General features: G+C 60.7%; 18 protein-coding genes and 1 other RNA gene. 8 read left to right on the top strand and 11 right to left on the bottom strand.

Translation table 11 applies throughout. From position 1 onward, the window contains the following. Positions 1 to 77: 77 nt before the first annotated feature. The 3 genes from CKW18_RS00270 (at position 78) to CKW18_RS00260 (ending at position 1,831) form a co-directional block, all read left to right on the top strand. Positions 78 to 998, top strand: a complete 921-nt coding sequence (locus CKW18_RS00270) for an SPFH domain-containing protein (RefSeq protein ID WP_064116343.1) — start codon at positions 78 to 80, stop codon at positions 996 to 998. 3 nt (positions 999 to 1,001) lie between these two features. Beyond that, a complete protein-coding gene (locus tag CKW18_RS00265) occupies positions 1,002 to 1,445 on the top strand; it encodes an NfeD family protein (RefSeq protein ID WP_095186906.1) in 444 nt (147 codons plus the stop codon). 65 nt (positions 1,446 to 1,510) lie between these two features. Then, positions 1,511 to 1,831, top strand: coding sequence for a DUF2388 domain-containing protein (locus CKW18_RS00260; RefSeq protein ID WP_169843014.1), 321 nt, complete (start codon positions 1,511 to 1,513; stop codon positions 1,829 to 1,831). Positions 1,832 to 2,009: 178 nt separating this feature from the next. Here CKW18_RS00260 and gcvP read toward each other — a convergent pair whose 3' ends face one another. The 10 genes from gcvP to CKW18_RS00210 form a co-directional block, all read right to left on the bottom strand. Then, positions 2,010 to 4,883 (bottom strand): aminomethyl-transferring glycine dehydrogenase, encoded by a 2,874-nt coding sequence (gene gcvP, locus CKW18_RS00255; protein ID WP_095186905.1) that lies wholly within the window; start codon positions 4,881 to 4,883, stop codon positions 2,010 to 2,012. A gap of 254 nt (positions 4,884 to 5,137) precedes the next feature. Further along, positions 5,138 to 5,521 carry a glycine cleavage system protein GcvH gene (gcvH, locus tag CKW18_RS00250; RefSeq protein ID WP_095186904.1) on the bottom strand — a complete coding sequence of 128 codons (384 nt, stop codon included), beginning with the start codon at positions 5,519 to 5,521 and terminating at the stop codon, positions 5,138 to 5,140. Positions 5,522 to 5,568: 47 nt separating this feature from the next. Next, positions 5,569 to 6,651 carry a glycine cleavage system aminomethyltransferase GcvT gene (gene gcvT, locus CKW18_RS00245; protein ID WP_095186903.1) on the bottom strand — a complete coding sequence of 361 codons (1,083 nt, stop codon included), beginning with the start codon at positions 6,649 to 6,651 and terminating at the stop codon, positions 5,569 to 5,571. A gap of 156 nt (positions 6,652 to 6,807) precedes the next feature. Then, positions 6,808 to 8,424, bottom strand: a complete 1,617-nt coding sequence (locus tag CKW18_RS00240; RefSeq protein ID WP_095186902.1) for an iron ABC transporter permease — start codon at positions 8,422 to 8,424, stop codon at positions 6,808 to 6,810. Positions 8,425 to 8,545: 121 nt separating this feature from the next. Then, entirely contained in the window at positions 8,546 to 9,550 is a 1,005-nt protein-coding gene (locus tag CKW18_RS00235; RefSeq protein ID WP_095186901.1) for an extracellular solute-binding protein, read from the bottom strand. Positions 9,551 to 9,771: 221 nt separating this feature from the next. Continuing rightward, a complete protein-coding gene (locus CKW18_RS00230) occupies positions 9,772 to 10,989 on the bottom strand; it encodes a 2-octaprenyl-3-methyl-6-methoxy-1,4-benzoquinol hydroxylase (protein WP_167394913.1) in 1,218 nt (405 codons plus the stop codon). Positions 10,990 to 10,998: 9 nt separating this feature from the next. Further along, the gene (locus CKW18_RS00225) at positions 10,999 to 11,484 is read right to left on the bottom strand and encodes a DUF4442 domain-containing protein (RefSeq protein WP_095186899.1); all 486 of its coding nucleotides are present in this window, start codon (positions 11,482 to 11,484) and stop codon (positions 10,999 to 11,001) included. Beyond that, positions 11,477 to 12,664: a 2-octaprenyl-6-methoxyphenyl hydroxylase gene (gene ubiH, locus CKW18_RS00220; protein ID WP_095186898.1), complete on the bottom strand. Its 1,188-nt coding sequence runs from the start codon at positions 12,662 to 12,664 to the stop codon at positions 11,477 to 11,479. Before ubiH ends, CKW18_RS00225 begins: the two co-directional genes overlap by 8 nt. Further along, on the bottom strand, positions 12,661 to 13,995 hold the full coding sequence (gene pepP, locus CKW18_RS00215) for a Xaa-Pro aminopeptidase (protein WP_095186897.1): 1,335 nt from the start codon (positions 13,993 to 13,995) through the stop codon (positions 12,661 to 12,663). The genes ubiH and pepP overlap by 4 nt, the downstream gene beginning before the upstream one ends. 27 nt (positions 13,996 to 14,022) lie before the next feature. Then, positions 14,023 to 14,583, bottom strand: a complete 561-nt coding sequence (locus tag CKW18_RS00210; RefSeq protein ID WP_095186896.1) for a YecA family protein — start codon at positions 14,581 to 14,583, stop codon at positions 14,023 to 14,025. A 118-nt stretch (positions 14,584 to 14,701) separates the two neighbouring features. Here CKW18_RS00210 and CKW18_RS00205 point away from each other — a divergent pair, with 118 nt between their 5' ends. The 4 genes from CKW18_RS00205 to CKW18_RS00190 all read left to right on the top strand — a co-directional run bounded on the left by CKW18_RS00205 (position 14,702) and on the right by CKW18_RS00190 (position 16,121). Beyond that, positions 14,702 to 14,911: a TIGR02449 family protein gene (locus CKW18_RS00205; protein WP_016985919.1), complete on the top strand. Its 210-nt coding sequence runs from the start codon at positions 14,702 to 14,704 to the stop codon at positions 14,909 to 14,911. Beyond that, positions 14,908 to 15,225, top strand: coding sequence for a cell division protein ZapA (locus tag CKW18_RS00200; RefSeq protein WP_003229305.1), 318 nt, complete (start codon positions 14,908 to 14,910; stop codon positions 15,223 to 15,225). Before CKW18_RS00205 ends, CKW18_RS00200 begins: the two co-directional genes overlap by 4 nt. A gap of 30 nt (positions 15,226 to 15,255) precedes the next feature. Further along, positions 15,256 to 15,434: non-coding RNA, 6S RNA (gene ssrS, locus CKW18_RS00195), on the top strand. Between the two features lie 81 nt (positions 15,435 to 15,515). Continuing rightward, positions 15,516 to 16,121 carry a 5-formyltetrahydrofolate cyclo-ligase gene (locus tag CKW18_RS00190; RefSeq protein WP_095187137.1) on the top strand — a complete coding sequence of 202 codons (606 nt, stop codon included), beginning with the start codon at positions 15,516 to 15,518 and terminating at the stop codon, positions 16,119 to 16,121. Between the two features lie 35 nt (positions 16,122 to 16,156). On the opposite strand, the gene CKW18_RS30470 is transcribed toward CKW18_RS00190, so the two are convergent. Further along, complete coding sequence (locus CKW18_RS30470) at positions 16,157 to 16,312, bottom strand: hypothetical protein (protein WP_095186895.1); 156 nt, start codon at positions 16,310 to 16,312, stop codon at positions 16,157 to 16,159. Between the two features lie 197 nt (positions 16,313 to 16,509). On the opposite strand from CKW18_RS30470, the gene CKW18_RS00180 reads away from it, so the two are divergent. Continuing rightward, the gene (locus CKW18_RS00180) at positions 16,510 to 16,959 is read left to right on the top strand and encodes an EVE domain-containing protein (protein WP_095186894.1); all 450 of its coding nucleotides are present in this window, start codon (positions 16,510 to 16,512) and stop codon (positions 16,957 to 16,959) included. The last annotated feature ends 71 nt before the right edge of the window (positions 16,960 to 17,030 follow it).

The raw sequence follows: 17,030 nt of genomic DNA, 5'->3' as shown, positions 1-17,030 counted from the left end.
TCTGTTCGTAACCCCGCTCCAGGCCGTTACACTTGCGCCATCGCAACCTCTATTGATCCATCCAACAAGGAATCGTTATGCAGACCGGAAGTGTGCTTTTACTGTTTGTGGCCCTGGCAATCGCCATTCTGTTCATGGGCTTCAAAGTCGTGCCACAGGGTTTCGAGTGGACGGTCGAGCGCTTCGGTCGCTACACCAACACCCTTAAACCGGGCCTGAACATCATCATTCCAGTGATGGATCGCATCGGTCGCAAGATCAACGTGATGGAAAGCGTGCTGGATATCCCGCCGCAGGAAGTCATCACCGCCGACAACGCCACGGTACAAATTGATGCCGTGTGCTTCTTCCAGGTGGTGAACACGGCCCAGGCCGCCTACGAGGTAAACAACCTCGAACACGCCATTCGCAACTTGCTGCAAACCAACATCCGCACCGTGCTCGGCTCCATGGAGCTCGACGCCATGCTCAGCCAGCGGGACAACATCAACGAGAGATTACTGCGCACCGTTGACGAAGCCACCGCACCGTGGGGCATCAAGATCACCCGGATCGAAATCAAGGACATCAGCCCGCCTGCCGACCTGATGGCCGCCATGTCCGGTCAGATGAAAGCCGAACGAATCAAGCGTGCGCAGATCCTTGAAGCCGAAGGCCTGCGAGCCTCGGCGATTCTCACCGCAGAGGGCAAAAAGCAGGCACAGATTCTGGAAGCCGAAGGTAGCCGGCAGGCCGCGTTTCTTGAATCCGAAGCACGGGAGCGTCAGGCCGAAGCCGAAGCCCAGGCGACCAAAGTGGTGTCCGAAGCCATTGCTGGCGGCAACGTGCAGGCGGTCAACTATTTCGTCGCGCAGAAATACATCGACGCGCTGGGCAAGCTGGCTTCGGCCAACAACAGCAAAGTCATTCTGATGCCGCTGGAAGCGAGCTCGATGATCGGTGCAGTGGGTGGCATCGGCGAGATCGTCAAAGCGACCTTCGACGGCAAGAAGGCCTGAGCCATGCCAGTTGAACTGTTCACCTTCTGGAGCTGGCTGGGGCTGGGCACTGTGTTGCTCATTCTTGAAGTGTTCGGGGCTGGCGGTTACCTGTTGTGGATCGGCATGGCCGCCGCTGCAGTTGGCGTGACGACGTTTGTCTTGCCGAGTCTGCCGTGGGAAATCCAGCTGGTGCTGTTTGCGCTGTTTTCGATCCTCTGCGCGCTGTACTGGTGGCGACGCCAGCGCACCGCGGTGCGCCGTAGCGATCAACCAAATCTGAATGTGCGGGGCCAGGAGTTGATCGGCAAAGTGTTCGTGGTCAGCGAGGCGATCATCGACGGCCGCGGCAAAATCAAGGTTGCAGATGGCGTCTGGATTGCCCGGGGGCCTGACACACCGGTCGGCGAGCGCGTTCGCGTAACGGAACAACAAGGCGTGATATTCCTGGTGGAGCGTGCTGATTAGTGTGCATGGAACCGGATCGCTAAATGACGATCCAACGCCGTAGTTAACCCCCAGGAGTCACCTAAATCATGCGTCTCAAACTTGCTGTCGCCACCCTGGCCTTGCTGTCCCTTCCTGTTGGTTCAGCGATGGCCGACAGCTTTTGGCGTAACGTCATTTCGTCCGGCGCTACCACTGGCTCGACTTACCTGACCTTCAAGGATCACAAGCTGATCGTCGCTGCGCAGGATGATGCCGGCAGCTTCGTGGCCAGCGATGGCGGCATTCGTGGGCCGTATCTGGAAGCAGCTATGCAGAAAGTCCGCGCCGACAACCCGGGCCTGCAAGCCACGGATATGGAACTGGCGAACGCGATTCTGGCGAAGAACGCCGTGGCTTCCGAGTAACAAAAAATGCCGCTCAAACGAGCGGCATTTTTTTGCCCGGATTTCCGCCTCAACACCTAACCCCTGTGGGAGCGGGCTTGCTCGCGAAGGCGTCGTATCAGCCAACATCAATGTATCTGACACACCGCCTTCGCGAGCAAGCCCGCTCCCACATTTGGACTGTGTGTATCCAGGGAAATCAGCGGTAATCGTCCACCGGCACACAAGCGCAAAACAGATTGCGATCCCCGTAAACGTTATCCACCCGATTCACCGCCGGCCAATACTTGTGCGCCTTGGTGTGCGCATCCGGGGTAATGCCCTGTTCGATGCTGTATGGCCGCTCCCAAACCCCAGTGACATCCGCCAACGTATGCGGCGCGCGTTTTAGCGGATTGTCTTCCGCCGGCCAGTTGCCGTTCTGCACCTCGGTGATTTCCGCACGAATACTCAGCATCGCGCCGATAAACCGGTCCAGCTCAGCCTTGGATTCGCTCTCGGTCGGTTCGACCATCAATGTCCCCGGCACCGGGAAGGACATGGTCGGCGCATGGAAGCCGTAATCCATCAGACGCTTGGCGACGTCCTCTTCGCTGATGCCGGTCTGCGCCTTCAGTGGCCGCAGATCAAGAATGCATTCATGCGCCACCCGCCCGTTGCGCCCGGTATACAACACGGGAAACGCGCCGGATAAATGCTGCGCCAGGTAGTTCGCCGCCAGAATGGCCACTTCGCTGGCGTCCGCCAGTTGCGGGCCCATCATGGCGATGTACATCCAACTGATCGGCAGAATACTTGCGCTGCCCCAGGGCGCTGCGCTGACCGCGCCGTTCTGCGCCAGCGGTCCATCGATCGGCACCACCGGATGATTAGCGACGAACGGTGCGAGATGCGCGCGAATGCCGATCGGCCCCATGCCCGGCCCACCCCCGCCATGGGGGATGCAGAAAGTCTTGTGCAGGTTCATGTGCGATACGTCGGCGCCGATGTCCGCCGGCCGCGCCAGCCCGACCTGCGCGTTAAGGTTGGCGCCGTCCATGTAGACCTGACCGCCGTGCTTGTGGATAACCTCGCAGATTTCGCTGATGCCCTCCTCGTACACGCCGTGGGTCGATGGATAGGTCGCCATCAGGCACGACAACCTGGCACCGGCCTCAGCGGCTTTCGCCTTCAAATCCGCCAGATCAACGTTGCCCGCGTCATCGCACTCGACGATCACCACACGCATCCCGGCCATCTGCGCCGAGGCCGGATTGGTGCCGTGCGCTGACGATGGAATCAGGCAGATATCCCGCGCGCCCTGTTGGCGACTCTCGTGATATTTGCGGATCGCCAGCAGCCCGGCGTACTCACCCTGCGCGCCGGAGTTGGGCTGCATGCAAATCGCATCGAACCCGGTGATCGCGCACAGCCAGCGCTCCAGTTCTTCGATCATCAAGGTGTAACCGACCGCCTGCTCTCGCGGCGCAAACGGATGCAGATTGGCGAACTGCGGCCAGGTGATCGGGATCATCTCGCTGGTGGCATTGAGTTTCATGGTGCAAGAGCCCAGCGGGATCATCGACTGGTTGAGTGCCAGATCCTTGTTCTCCAGTTGCTTGAGGTAACGCAGCATCTCGGTTTCGCTGTGATGAGCGTTGAATACCGGATGACGCAGATAAGGAGTCTTGCGCTGGAGATTGGCGGGAATGCCTGAAACCAGCACTTCAGCGTCAAGATCATCGACAATCAACCCATGATCGGCACCGAGCAGCACATCAAAGAGTTTCGCCACAGTGCTTTCATCACAGGCTTCATCGAGGCTCAGGCCGACTCGACCACGACCGAGAATCCTCAGATTGATCTGCGCGGCTTGGGCACTTTCGATGATCGCGGTTTGCGCACCGCCAACCTCCAGCGTCAGCGTATCGAAAAACTGCTCGTTGACCCGCTTGATGCCATGGCGCTCAAGGCCGGCCGCCAGAATGCAGGTCAGCCGATGCACGCGCTGGGCGATCCGCTTCAAACCTTCCGGCCCGTGATACACCGCGTAGAAACTGGCGATATTGGCCAGCAAAACCTGCGCGGTGCAGATGTTCGAATTGGCCTTCTCGCGGCGGATATGTTGCTCGCGGGTTTGCAGCGCCATACGCAGCGCCACGTTGCCGCGAGCGTCTTTCGACACGCCGATGATCCGCCCCGGAATTGCCCGTTTGTATTCCTCGCGACTGGCAAAAAACGCCGCATGCGGGCCGCCGTAACCCATCGGCACACCAAAACGCTGGGATGAACCGAACACCACATCGGCGCCCAGTTCGCCCGGTGGCGTCAGCAACAGCAAACTCAGTAAATCGGTGGCGACGCAGGCCAGCGCCTGCTGCGCATGCAGATGATCGATCACGGGCCGCAAATCGCGGATCTCGCCATGGCTGTCGGGGTATTGCAACAGCGCGCCGAACACCGGGTGCTGCCTCAAGTTATCCACAGCGTCGACGATCACCTCGAAACCGAAGCCTTCAGCGCGGGTCTGCACCACGGAAATGGTCTGTGGATGGCAGTTCTCGTCGACGAAAAACAGATTGCTCTTCGACTTCGCCACGCGCTTGGCCAACGCCATGGCCTCTGCAGCGGCAGTGGCTTCGTCGAGCAGCGAGGCATTGGCCAGTTCGAGGCCGGTGAGGTCGATGGTCAGTTGCTGGAAATTGAGCAACGCTTCGAGCCGGCCCTGGGCGATTTCCGGTTGATACGGCGTGTACGCGGTGTACCAACCGGGATTTTCCAGCACGTTGCGCAGGATAACGGTCGGCGTGAGGGTGCCGTGGTAGCCCATGCCGATCAGGCTGGTCCAGACCTGATTCTGCTCGGCATACCCGCGCAGTTTCGCCAGTGCGGCTTGCTCGTCCAGCGCTGGCGGCAGATCCAGTGCGCGATTGAGGCGGATGCCCGGCGGCACCGTCTGTTCAATCAGCTCGGCCCGGCTGCCGAGGCCGAGACTGTCGAGCATCGCCTGTTGTTCGGCAGCATCAGGGCCCAAGTGGCGGCGCAGGAAAGCATCGGGATCGCGTAACTGGCTCAGGGACGGCAATTGGGACATGACGGGCTCTCTCTTGGCTGGCGCTCGGCGTCAATGCAACACGGTCAAACCAGCATAGCAGCCCACATCGCCGCCAATTTTCAGAGCAACCCCTTTCCCCTTGTGGGAGCGAGCCTGCTCGCGAATGCGGTGAGTCAGTCAATTCAAATGGTTCTGACAGACCGCATTCGCGAGCAGGCTCGCTCCCACAGGGGAAAATCATCGCCCATGAAAAAGCCCCGACGAGTCGGGGCTTTGGGGGTATTGCTTGAAGCTTACTCGCCGATGGCAGCCTTGTAGGCAGCGGCGTCGAGCAGTTTTTCCAGATCAGTGGTGTTGCTTGGCTTCAGTTTGAAGATCCACGCACCGTATGGGTCGGAGTTCAGCAGTTCCGGCGAGCCGCTCAGCTCTTCATTGACGGCAATGACTTCACCAGCGATTGGCGAGTAGATATCGGAAGCGGCTTTCACCGACTCGACCACACCGGCCTGATCTTGCGCAGCAAACACTTTGCCCGCTTCGGTCAGCTCGACGAACACGACATCACCCAGCGCTTCCTGCGCGTGATCGCTGATGCCCACAGTGACGGTGCCGTCAGCTTCCAGACGTGCCCATTCGTGACTTTCGGCAAAGCGCAGTTCGGCAGGGATATCGCTCATCTTCGGTGTCCTCGAGAAATTGTCAGCGGTCTGCCCGCCGGAAAAGGTTAGATCAAAGTTTTGCCATGGCGTACGAAGGTCGGTTTGACCACTCGCACTGGATACCACTTGCCACGGATTTCCACTTCGGCGCGGTCGGCGGTGGCCATCGGAACACGCGCCAGAGCAATCGATTTGCTTAGCGTAGGAGAGAAACTACCACTGGTGATCTCCCCTTCGCCAACATCGGCGATGCGAACCACCTGATGAGCGCGTAAAACGCCGCGTTCTTCCAGCACCAGACCGACCAGTTTGTGCGCCACACCAGCGGTTTTTTCAGCCTCAAGTGCCGCGCGGCCGATGAACTGACGCGTAGTCGGCTCCCAGGCAATGCTCCAGGCCATGTTCGAAGCCAGCGGCGAAACGTCTTGATGAATGTCCTGACCGTAAAGGTTCATGCCGGCTTCAACCCGCAGCGTATCGCGAGCGCCGAGGCCGATCGGGGAAATGCCGGCCCCTACCAGATCGTTGAAGAAGGCCGGGGCCTGATCCGCCGGCAGGGCGATTTCCAGACCGTCTTCACCGGTGTAACCGGTACGGGCAATGAACCAGTCGCCGTCGACGTAGGCTTCGAAAGGTTTGAGGTGCTGGATCAGCGTGGCGCGGGACTGGGTCACCAGTTCGGCAATCTTGTGCCGGGCCTGCGGACCCTGGATGGCGAGCATCGCCAGCTCCGAGCGCTCGTGCAATCGCACCTCGAAACCGCCGAGCTGTGCCTGCATCCAGGCCAGATCCTGATCGCGGGTGGAGGCGTTGACCACCAGGCGATAACCGTCGTCGAGGCGGTAGACGATCATGTCGTCGACGATGCCGCCGCGCTCGTTGAGCATGGTGCTGTACAGAGCACGGCCGGGGCGGTGCAGGCGTTCGACGTCGTTGGCCAGCAAATGCTGGAGCCAGGCTTTGGCCTGAGGGCCATCAACGTCGATAACGGTCATATGGGAAACATCGAACACCCCGCAATCGCGGCGCACTTCGTGGTGCTCCTCGACCTGCGAGCCGTAATGCAGTGGCATGTCCCAACCGCCAAAATCGACCATCTTCGCGCCAAGGGCGAGATGCAGGTCATACAGAGGCGTACGCTGTCCCATGGGTTTCTCCTTCCGGGCGTGGCGAAGGTGCGGACAGCCGCTGTACAGCGTGAAAGCCCTGTAATAGAAGGCTTTCAGCCAATCTCAGCGAACAGATCTGTCAGACGAACCGCACCGAATGCCGCGCATTGTAGCCGCATGATTCAGGACTGACGACTAAGTGTTTCTGTGCGCGGAACGACGGATCAGGCCAATGACCGGCAATAGCCCGACCAATACCAGCGTCAATGCCGGCAGCGAAGCCCTTGCCCACTCACCTTCGCTGGTCATTTCAAAGATGCGCACGGCCAGCGTGTCCCAGCCAAACGGGCGCATCAGCAGTGTCGCGGGCATTTCCTTGAGCACATCGACGAACACCAGCAACGCCGCGCTCAAGGTGCCGGGCAGCAACAGCGGAAGATACACTTTGAAAAACAGTCGCGGCCCACTGACACCCAGGCTACGTGCTGCTTCGGGCAAAGAGGGCCGTATACGCGCCAGACTGTTTTCCAGCGGGCCATAAGCGACGGCGATAAAGCGCACCAGATACGCCATCAGCAATGCCGCCAGACTGCCGAGCAGCAGCGGCTTGCCTGCGCCCCCGAGCCAGCCGGAGAGCGGGATGACCAGCTCGCGATCCAGATAACTGAACGCCAACATGATCGACACTGCCAGCACCGAGCCGGGCAAGGCGTAGCCAAGGTTGGCCAGACTGACGCCCGAGCGGATCGCCCGGGTCGGCGCCAACCGTCGGGCGAATGCCAGCAGCAACGCGACGCTGACGGTGATCAACGCCACCATTGCGCCCAGGTACAGCGTGTGGAGGATCAGCCCGGCGTAACGCTCATCCAGATCAAAGCGCCCGCGCTGCCAGAACCAGACGATCAGTTGCAGCAGCGGAATGACGAAGGCGCAGGCGAACACCAATCCGCACCAGCTCATTGCCGCGAACGCCTTGAGCCCGCGCAGGTGATACAGCGCCTTGACCCGCGGCCGCTCGTTGCTTGCCCGATTGGCGCCACGGGCGCGGCGCTCGCCGTAGAGCACCAGCATCACCACCAGCAGCAACAGGCTGGCCAGTTGCGCGGCGCTCGACAGGCTGAAAAAGCCGTACCAGGTCTTGTAGATCGCCGTGGTGAAGGTGTCGAAGTTGAACACCGAGACCGCACCGAAATCCGCGAGGGTTTCCATCAGCGCCAGCGCTACACCGGCCCCGATCGCCGGCCGCGCCATCGGCAACGCCACGCGCCAGAACGCTTGCCACGGTGACTGGCCGAGCACCCGCGCGGCTTCCATCAGGCCTTTGCCCTGAGCAAGAAATGCAGTGCGCGCCAGCAGGTAGACGTAGGGATAGAAAACCAGCACCAGTACCACAATCACCCCACCGGTGGAGCGCACGCGCGGCAGGCGCAGGCCGGTGCCAAACCATTCACGCAGCAGGGTTTGCACCGGGCCGGCGAAATCCAGCAGGCCGACGAAGACAAACGCCAGCACGTAAGCGGGGATGGCGAACGGCAGCATCAGCGCCCAGTCGAGCCAGCGCCGGCCGGGGAATTCGCAGAGGCTGGTGAGCCAGGCGAGGCTGACACCGAGCAGCGTCACACCGATGCCGACGCCGAGTACCAGCGTCAGAGTGTTGCCCAATAGGCGCGGCATCTGGGTTTCCCACAGGTGCGACCAGATCTGTTGATCGATGGTCTGCCATGAGAGCAGCAGAACGCTCAGGGGCAACAGCACCAGCGCGGCGATGGCGAAGACGATGGGGTACCAGCGGCGTTGGGCGGGGTGGGCCACTTTTGGGTCTCTGGGGGGACTAAATGACGCTCTGCGTCACGGTTTCAGCGAATCGACGCGGAGCGTCGAGGGATGCATTCCCACGCGGAGCGTGGGAACGATCAAAACACTCAGAAAAGCCTCAGTTCCAACCCGCCCGATCCATCATCCGGATCGCTTCAGCCTGACGCTTGCCCGCCACTTCCACCGGCAAGGTGTCGGCAATGAACTTGCCCCACGCCGCCACTTCTTCCGAAGGCGCCACCGCCGGGTTGGCCGGGAATTCCTGGTTCACGTCAGCAAAAATCTTCTGCGCCTCAGGCGTGGTCATCCACTCGACCAAGGCCTTGGCCGCTTCCGGGTGTGGTGCATGTTGGGTCAGGCCGATGCCCGACAGGTTGACGTGTACGCCGCGATCGGCCTGATTCGGCCAGAACAGTTTCACCGGCAGATCCGGCTTCTGCTTGTGCAGGCGACCGTAGTAGTACGTGTTGACGATGCCGACGTCGCATTGCCCGGCGTTGATCGCTTCCAGCACCGCGACGTCGTCGGAGAATACGTCGGTGGACAGGTTGTTGACCCAGCCTTTGAGGATCTTTTCGGTCTTCTCGGCGCCATGCACTTCAATCATGGTCGCGGTCAGCGACTGGTTATAGACCTTCTTCGCCGTGCGCAGGCACAGACGCCCTTCCCAGTTCTTGTCGGCCAGCGCTTCGTAGGTGGTCAACTCGCCCGGCTTCACCCGGTCTGTGGAATAGGCGATGGTCCGCGCGCGCAGGCTCAAGCCAGTCCAGGCGTGAGTGGACGAGCGGTATTGCGCAGGAATATTGGTATCGATGGTTTTCGAGGTGAACGGCTGAAGAATGCCCATCTGCTCGGCCTGCCAGAGGTTGCCGGCATCGACGGTCAGCAGCAGGTCGGCCGTGGCGTTTTCGCCTTCGGCCTTGATGCGCTGCATCAGCGGCGCTTCCTTGTCGGTGATGAACTTGATCTTCACCCCGGTTTTCGCGGTGTAGGCATCGAATACCGGTTTGATCAGTTCATCGATACGCGACGAGTAAACCACCACCTCATCGGCGGCCTGGGCAGTGGTGCTGCCGATCAGGGTCAAGGCCAGTGCGGTCAGAAGACGCTTGGGTGCCAACATGGGAGTGGTCTCTCGGTCGGGAAATGTAGGCCAAATGATAAGGACTCACATTTACCACCTCAATCGAACTCTTTTTGAAGGAGTTACCAGATGTTGCACAGCCTGAAATTTGTGGTGGCTGTTCTGGCCCCTTCGCGAGCAGGCTCGCTCCCACATTGGAATGCATTTCAAATGTGGGAGCGAGCCTGCTCGCGAAGAGGGCATCAGCCTTAATGAAGATGTCAGGCTTTGGCGAGAGCCGGAAGATCACCCGTCAACCCGAGGGCCTCCCGCACAAACAAAGCCTTCGCCTCCGGCATCTGCTCCACCAGCTTCAAACCGGCATTGCGCAACCAGCGCACCGGCAACGGGTTAGCCTGGAACAAACGCTCGAAGCCCTCCATCGCGGCCATCAACGCCAGATTGTGCGGCATGCGTCGACGCTCGTACCGACTCAGCACTTTCACATCCGCCAGCCGCTCGCCGCGTTCAGCGGCTTGCAGCAACACTTCAGCCAACACGGCGGCATCAAGGAAACCAAGGTTCACGCCCTGCCCGGCCAGTGGGTGAATGGTGTGCGCGGCATCGCCAATCAGCGCCAAACCCTCGGCGACATAACGCTTGGCGTGGCGCTGACGCAGCGGCACGCACAGGCGCGGATCAGCACTAATTACTTCGCCGAGGCGACCCTCAAAGGCACGCTCCAGCTCGCGGCAGAAGTCCGCCTCATCCAGCTTCATCAAACGCTCGGCTTCGCTCGGGGTGGTCGACCAGACGATCGAACACCAGTCCTGCTGCCCGTCACGCTCCAGCGGCAAAAACGCCAACGGCCCGTGATCGGTAAAGCGCTGCCATGCGGTCGACTGGTGCGGCTTGCTGCTGCGCACGCTGGTGACGATGGCGTGATGCAGGTAATCCCACTCACGGGTCGCCACGCCGGTCAGGCGACGCACTGCCGAGTTGGCGCCATCCGCCGCGATCACCAGCGGCGCGCGCAATTGGCGACCATCGGCCAGGGTCAGCAGCCAGTCGTCACCGGAACGGCGCATCTGCTCCAGTCGCGCGTTGGCCAGCATGCCCAGATCGCAATCATGCAAACGTTCGAGTAAGGCATCCTGCACCACGCGGTTTTCGACGATATGGCCGAGGACTTCGGCATGCACACTGCCCGCCGAGAAGTGAATCTGCCCGGTGCCGCTGCCGTCCCAGACGTGCATATCGGTGTAAGGACTGCTGCGCCGCTGGGCGATGCCGTCCCACACGCCGAGGCGTTCGAGAATTCGTTGGCTGGCGGCCGACAGCGCACTGACACGCGGCTCAAACGGCGCTTGAGCATCGAACGGTTTGACGCTCAGCGGGCTGCCGTCGAGCAGCAGGACTTCCAGCCCGCTGTCCTGCAACGCCAGCGCCAGGGCGCTGCCGACCATTCCGGCTCCGACAATCAGCAGATCTGCGCGCATTTCCATGCTTTAAGCCTGTCTCGCTTGCGGCTTGAGCCGCACGTAAAGGGTTTTACCGACCCGCGCGACAAGGTTGCCGGCGCCGTCATGAATGTCGACCTGCAACTGCGGCAGGTATTTCTCGCCAGTGGCGGTCTGCCGGCGGACCTCGGCGAGCAAAGTCTCGTCGATGCTGAACCGGGCGAACACCGGGCCTTTGCCCGGCGCAATGAAATCGATGTCGGCGGCTTTGTCCCACACAATGTACTTCGAGCCGAGGTTCTCCATGAGCATCAGCATGAAGAACGGATCGACCATCGAGTACAGACTGCCACCGAACTGCGTGCCAACGTAATTGCGGTTGTACCAGCCCAGTCCCATCGACACCTGAACATCGCGAAAGTCGTCGCTGATGTGCCGCACCCGAACACCGGCGCCGAGGTACGGCGGGTAGAACGTCATCACCCAGCGCATCAACCGCGCCTTGCCGAACGAACGGATCAGCCAGTTACGCATCCGGGCGCGTTCCCAGGCCCATGGCCTGACGGGCAAACCAGCGCTTGGCCGGTGGCAGCAGATCAAGACCGAGCAGGCCGATGTTGCGCCCCAGCGAAACCAGCGGCTGGGTGCTGCCGAACAGGCGCGTCACCTGATCGGAGAAGCCCACGGTGAGGTCTTGATCAAGGCGCTGACGCTCGCGATAAGCCTGCAACGTGGCAAAGTCGCCCAGCGGCTTGTCGCTGGCGAGCAGCGCAGCGGCGAGGGCATCGGCATCGCGCAGGGACAGGTTGAACCCCTGCCCGGCAATCGGGTGCAGGCTGTGCGCCGCGTTGCCGAGCACGGCCAGATGCGAACGCACCTGTTCTTCGGCTTCGACCAGCGTCAACGGATACAGATGTCGCGCACCGACCTGTTTCAGCGTGCCGAGACGGTAACCGAACACGCCCTGCAATTCGCTGAGGAAATCGCGCTCACTCAAGTCGGCCAGACGCTGCGCGTCCATGCCCAAACGGGTCCAGACCAGCGCGCAACGGTTTTCCGGCAGCGGCAGCAGGGCCATCGGGCCTTCGTCGGTGAAGCGCTCGAAAGCCATGCCGTTGTGCGCTTCGCTCGGGGTGATATTGGCGATCAGCGCGCTCTGGTTGTACGGACGCTTGCGCACGTTGATGCCCAACTGCTCGCGCAGCCCCGAACGGCCACCATCGGCGAGCACCGCAAGGTCGCATTCAATCGTGGCTTCGTCATTAAGCGTCAGGCGGTAGCCGTCGGGCAGTGGCTCCATACGCGTGACTTCTGCCGGGCACCGCCAACTGATCACGTCTTTGTCGATGTGCTGCCACAGGCACTGGCCGAGCCAGGCGTTTTCCACCACGTAACCCAGTGCCGGCACGCCCTCTTCCATCGCCGACAAACGCGCGGTGGAGAAGCGGCCACGGTCAGACACATGAATCTGTTTGATCGGCTCGGCACGGCGGGAGATTTCCTGCCACACGCCCAGCCGTTGGTAGATCTGTCGCGAGCCAAAGGACAGCGCCGACGAGCGAGCGTCATAGCTCGGCTGCCAACTGTCGCCGGGGGCGAACGGTTCGATCAGGACGATTTTCCAGCCACGGGCCTTGGCCCCGGCCTGCAGGGCCAACGCCAAACTCGCGCCAACCAGACCGCCACCGATGATTGCCAGATTGACTCGACTCATGCTGCGTGTGTCCGTGCTTGCGCCATCAGCGCCTCGATGTCAGCGACGGTTTTCGGTACGCCGGTGGTGAGGATTTCACAGCCGGTCTTGGTCACTACCACGTCGTCCTCGATGCGCACGCCAATGCCGCGCCATTTTTTCGCTACGTTCTGATTGTCCGGGGCAATGTAGATGCCCGGCTCCACGGTCAGCGCCATGCCGACTTCGAGCACACGCCATTCGCCGCCGACCTTGTACTCGCCGACGTCGTGTACATCCATGCCCAGCCAGTGGCCGGCGCGGTGCATGTAAAAGGCTTTATAAGCCTCAGTCGCGATCAATTCGTCGACGTCGCCCTGCAACAGACCCAGCTTCACCAAACCTGCGGTGATGACTCGAACCGTGGCTTCGTGCGCCTGATTCCAGTGCTTGTTCGGGGCGATTTCAGCAAACGCGGCTTCCTGCGAGGCGAGTACCAATTCGTAAATCGCTTTCTGCTCGGGTGAAAACTTGCCGTTGACCGGCCAGGTGCGAGTGATGTCGCTGGCGTAGCAGTCGATCTCACAGCCAGCATCGATCAGCACCAGATCACCGTCCTTGAGCAACGCGTCATTCTGCTGGTAATGCAGGATGCAGCTGTTGCGCCCGGCAGCGACGATCGAGCCGTAGGCCGGCATTTTCGCGCCGCCCTTGCGGAACTCATAGTCGAGCTCCGCTTCCAGACTGTATTCGTAGAGTCCGGCGCGACTGGCCTGCATCGCGCGAATATGGGCCTGGGCCGAGATCCGTGCGGCTTCGCGCATCACCTTCACTTCTGCCGCCGATTTATACAGGCGCATGTCGTGCAGCAGATGATCCAAAGCAACGAATTCATTCGGCGGCTGGGCGCCGAGGTGCGCCTTGGAGCGGATCACGTTGATCCAGTCCATCAGGTGCCGATCGAATTCCGGGTTACTGCCCATCGCCGAATACACCCGGTCGCGGCCTTCGATCAGGCCCGGGAGGATGTCGTCGATGTCGGTGATGGGGAAGGCGTCGTCGGCGCCGAAGTCGCGGATCGCGCCTTCCTGGCCGGCACGCAAGCCGTCCCACAATTCGCGTTCGGCATTGCGTTCACGGCAGAACAGCACGTATTCGCCATGCTCGCGGCCGGGCATCAAGACGATGACGGCTTGCGGCTCGGGGAATCCGGAAAGGTACTGAAAATCGCTGTCCTGACGGTAGACGTGCTCGACGTCGCGGTTGCGGATGGCAACCGCGGCGGCGGGCAGGATCGCGATGCTGTTGGGTTCCATCTGCGCCATCAGGGCCTTGCGGCGACGGCTGTATTCCGCTTTCGGGATATGGGTCATGGGCAGATGGCTTTCCCTGGGTCGCGATTAATGCAGCGACGGCTTGGCGGCTGGCGGCACGTCGGCTTTCTTGGTTTCCGAGAACAGCAGCAGCGGCGCGACGCGCAGGTATTCCATGACTTCCATGTAGTCGGTTTCGCCGTCTTCGGATTCTTCCAGGGCATCTTGCACCTGAGAAATGGCGGCCAGATCCTGCAACACTTCGGTGGCTTCAGTGCTGAGCATGCTGCTGTCACGGCAGTTCAGGCCGAACCCGCTGAGGAAGCCCTGGCACCATTGGCCCAACGCAGCAGCGCGTTCGGTCAGTGGCGCGTCATCGGTCGGCAGCAGCAGAACGACGGTGACGTCGTCACCGGTCAGCTCGCCTTTGACCATCTCTTGCAGGCCGATCAGGGCGTTGCGGACGTTGTCCTGGATGTCGCCTTCGAGCAGTTCGGCGGCGTCGATCAACCAGCCTTCGTTATCGAAGCCGGCACCGGCGCAACTGCGTCCGAGCAACTGGCCATGCAGTTCGGCAGGCGAGACGTTGTGGCCGCTGGAAGTCAGCAGGGTGGCAAAGGCTTGGTACGGGGAATTCGCAATGGTCATGGGCAGCTAGGCGCCAGACGGCGCTATGTCTAGAATGAAGGCCTTGTATCCTACATCGACAGACTCGCCAAGACTATTAAAGGCTGTCCGCCAGCTAACCCATCAGACAGTGAACCCAATGGAAGACAACGACCTGCAAGCGCTGATGGCCAGACTCGAACTGCTGATTGGTCGAGTCGAGCAACTAAAGAGTCAAAACGCACTCTTACTAGCTCAGGAAAAGACCTGGCGCGAGGAACGCGCGCACCTCATTGAAAAAAACGAAATCGCCCGGCGTAAGGTCGAATCGATGATTTCGCGCCTCAAGGCCCTGGAGCAAGACTCATGAGTTCAAGCAATAGCGTTACCGTGCAGATCCTCGACAAAGAATATTCGATCATCTGCCCGCAGGAAGAACGCAGCAATCTGGTCAGTGCCGCGCGCTACCTGGACGGCAAGATGCGCGAGATCCGCAGCAGCGGCAAAGTCATCGGCGCCGACCGGATTGCCGTAATGGCCGCGCTGAACATCACCCACGACCTCTTGCACAAAGAAGAGCGCCCGGACGTCCAGGCCAGCGGCTCGACCCGTGAACAGGTGCGCGACTTGCTCGATCGTGTCGATCTGGTCCTCGCCGACGATCCGGACATCAGCAAGGGCTGATTCGCCAGGTCGCTTGAGGTATACTCGCGGCACTCCCTGGGGTGCTTGCCAGTTGACGATGTCCCTGAGCCGATTCGCACTACCCTGGAAGTTGCACGTTGGGCTGGTGTGCATGTCCGCCAGACGGAAAGCCTTAAAGTCTACTGCATCTTCCACCTTGAACTTTCGGGTTCAAGGGCTAAGTTGACAGCGGTTCATCCGGGGAGCCTGATTCGAATCCGATGGCGGTGAAAACCGCCATCGGATTTTTTATGCGTACGTTTTTGCACCCATCCTGCCGAAGCCGAACCATGACCGAACCCGCGCTGCTACCCCGCCCGCAACTCCGCCGCCTGCTGCGCAAGGCGCGCCGTTCACTGACTCCCGGTGAGCAACGCCAGGCCGCCAAAGGGCTGTTCCGGCAATTGGCGCAAGACCCGCACTTTCGCCGGGCAAAACATATTTCCCTGTACCTGCCCACCGACGGTGAAATCGATCCGCGCCTGCTGCTGCGTGAAGCGCAGCGCCGAGGCAAGGCCACGTACCTGCCGGTGCTGAGCGCCTGGCCGCGAACCAAAATGGTCTTTCAGCGCCTTCGTCCCGGCGAAAAACTCAAACCCAACCGTTTTCGCATTCTTGAGCCGCGCGCCAGTCTGGCCCGCCAGCGCAAGATCTGGACGCTGGATCTGGTGTTGTTGCCGTTGGTGGGTTTTGACGACGTCGGCGGACGGCTGGGGATGGGCGGTGGATTCTATGATCGCAGCCTGGCGTATCTGGCGCGGCGCAAGAACTGGCGCAAGCCGACGCTATTGGGTCTTGCCCATGAATGTCAGAAGGTCGAACGCTTGGCGCAGGCGAGCTGGGATGTACCGTTACAAGGCACGGTCACTGACAAGGCCTGGTATTTCGCGGGATAGACGCCGCGCAGATCAGCGGCGTCGAAAAGGCAGTTTCAGCGCTTGAAGGCTGTCGACTGTTGAACCTGTTGCGCCACTTCAATCGGTGCGTCGGTCTTGTTGGACCACAGGCTTTGCGCATAACCCGTGGTCACGACGCCAAGGCCAAACAAAATAACCAAAGTCCATAGCAAATCCGGTTTGCGTTTCATCGATTGCCCCCCTCAAGGCACATCATCACGATGACAGCAGCGGTTTCCGTTCGTAGGCCGTGCAGCAGCGTCAAGCTTTAAAGGCCGGCATTTTGCGACAACGTGAACCTGCGCGCAAACGCTGACGTCAACCGACTGTCGGTTTGTCATAAAATTGCCCGACAACTTGCCCAAAGAACGTTTCAGGAGCAAAAACCATGGCCTATTGGCTGATGAAATCCGAGCCCGACGAACTCTCGATCAAAGGCTTGGAGAAACTCGGCAGAGCGCGCTGGGACGGGGTTCGCAACTATCAGGCGCGCAACTTCCTGCGAGCGATGGCGGTCGGGGATGAGTTATTTTTCTACCATTCCAGCTGCCCGGAGCCGGGAATTGCCGGGATTGGAAAAATAATCGAAGCGGCGTACCCGGATCCCACCGCACTGGATCCAGAAAGCCACTACTTCGATCCGAAGGCCACTGCTGAGAAAAACGCCTGGAGTGCGATCGATGTTGCGCATGTCGAGACGTTTGCCCGGGTATTGAAGCTGGACTACCTGAAACAGCAGACCGCACTGGCCGAGATGCCGCTGGTGCAAAAAGGCAGCCGCCTTTCAGTCATGCCCGTGACAGCCGAACAGTGGGCCGTCGTGCTCGGATTGCGCTGAGAACTCCCCGGTCACGATTTTTTACCGGCAAAAGGGGCTAGGCTTGGCGCTCATTTGATTGACATCAAGCG

This window comes from Pseudomonas sp. Irchel 3E19 (assembly GCF_900187585.1).
Classification (GTDB): Bacteria; Pseudomonadota; Gammaproteobacteria; order Pseudomonadales; family Pseudomonadaceae; genus Aquipseudomonas; species Aquipseudomonas baetica.
This window is presented reverse-complemented; position numbering and strand designations above follow the sequence as displayed.